The sequence below is a fragment of the Collinsella sp. SGI.180 genome (assembly GCF_050313455.1).
In the GTDB taxonomy this organism is placed as follows: domain Bacteria; phylum Actinomycetota; class Coriobacteriia; order Coriobacteriales; family Coriobacteriaceae; genus Collinsella.
Genome location: NZ_JBNPLL010000052.1, coordinates 1 through 644 on the forward strand (window position 1 = coordinate 1; position 644 = coordinate 644).

General features: G+C 55.0%; 1 protein-coding gene. It reads left to right on the forward strand.

Annotated elements, in window-relative coordinates; all coding sequences use genetic code 11:
• Window positions 1-411 (forward strand): EamA family transporter (locus ACQRAP_RS08695; RefSeq protein ID WP_427729330.1); only part of this gene is annotated, 411 nt, incomplete at its 5' end.
• Between the last annotated feature and the right edge of the window lie 233 nt (window positions 412-644).

The following is a 644-nucleotide window of genomic DNA, read 5'->3' on the forward strand; positions in this document are numbered from 1 at the left end:
TGTTTCTTTTTGAACTCTCGCCCCGATGCGTCGCCCATGGTGTCCTCGCTCATCTCCTGCGGCATCTCGATACTGCCGATCGTCTATTTTGCCGGCGACCTAGGCTCCGTGAAACCCTTTGAGTGGGGGCTTATGCTGGTGCATGGCCTTTTTTGCAGCGGCCTTGCGAGTGTGCTGTATGCCAAGGGGATTGCGCGCACCAACGCGTTTGCGGCCAACTTGGTTTGCATGAGTGAGGTCGTGCTCGCTCCCTGCTGGTCGGCGCTCCTCTTTGGCGAGGTCTTTAGCTGGAACGAGTTCTTGGGCGCGGCGATGATCGTTTTGGTGATTGTGGCCAACTTGGCATCCGATGCCTTTGGCGACGGCTTTCTGGTGGCGCTTGTCCGCCATCGAAACAAAGAGCGTGCCTAATGGGATGCGCCTGCCGTTTACGGTAAAAAACACCCCGCTGAGCGACTGGTATTAAATAAGGCGAACCTGCATACCTATAATTGGTATCAAATCATTTGTGCCTGGCATGGGTGTTAGCAGCACACCAGGTACGCTTCGAGCCGTGGAATCGAACTCCCGGAATTGATATCAACAACGCGCGCGACGGGAGTGACGACGGTTCGAGATTCCTTATTGGGAGGAATTATGCTTGT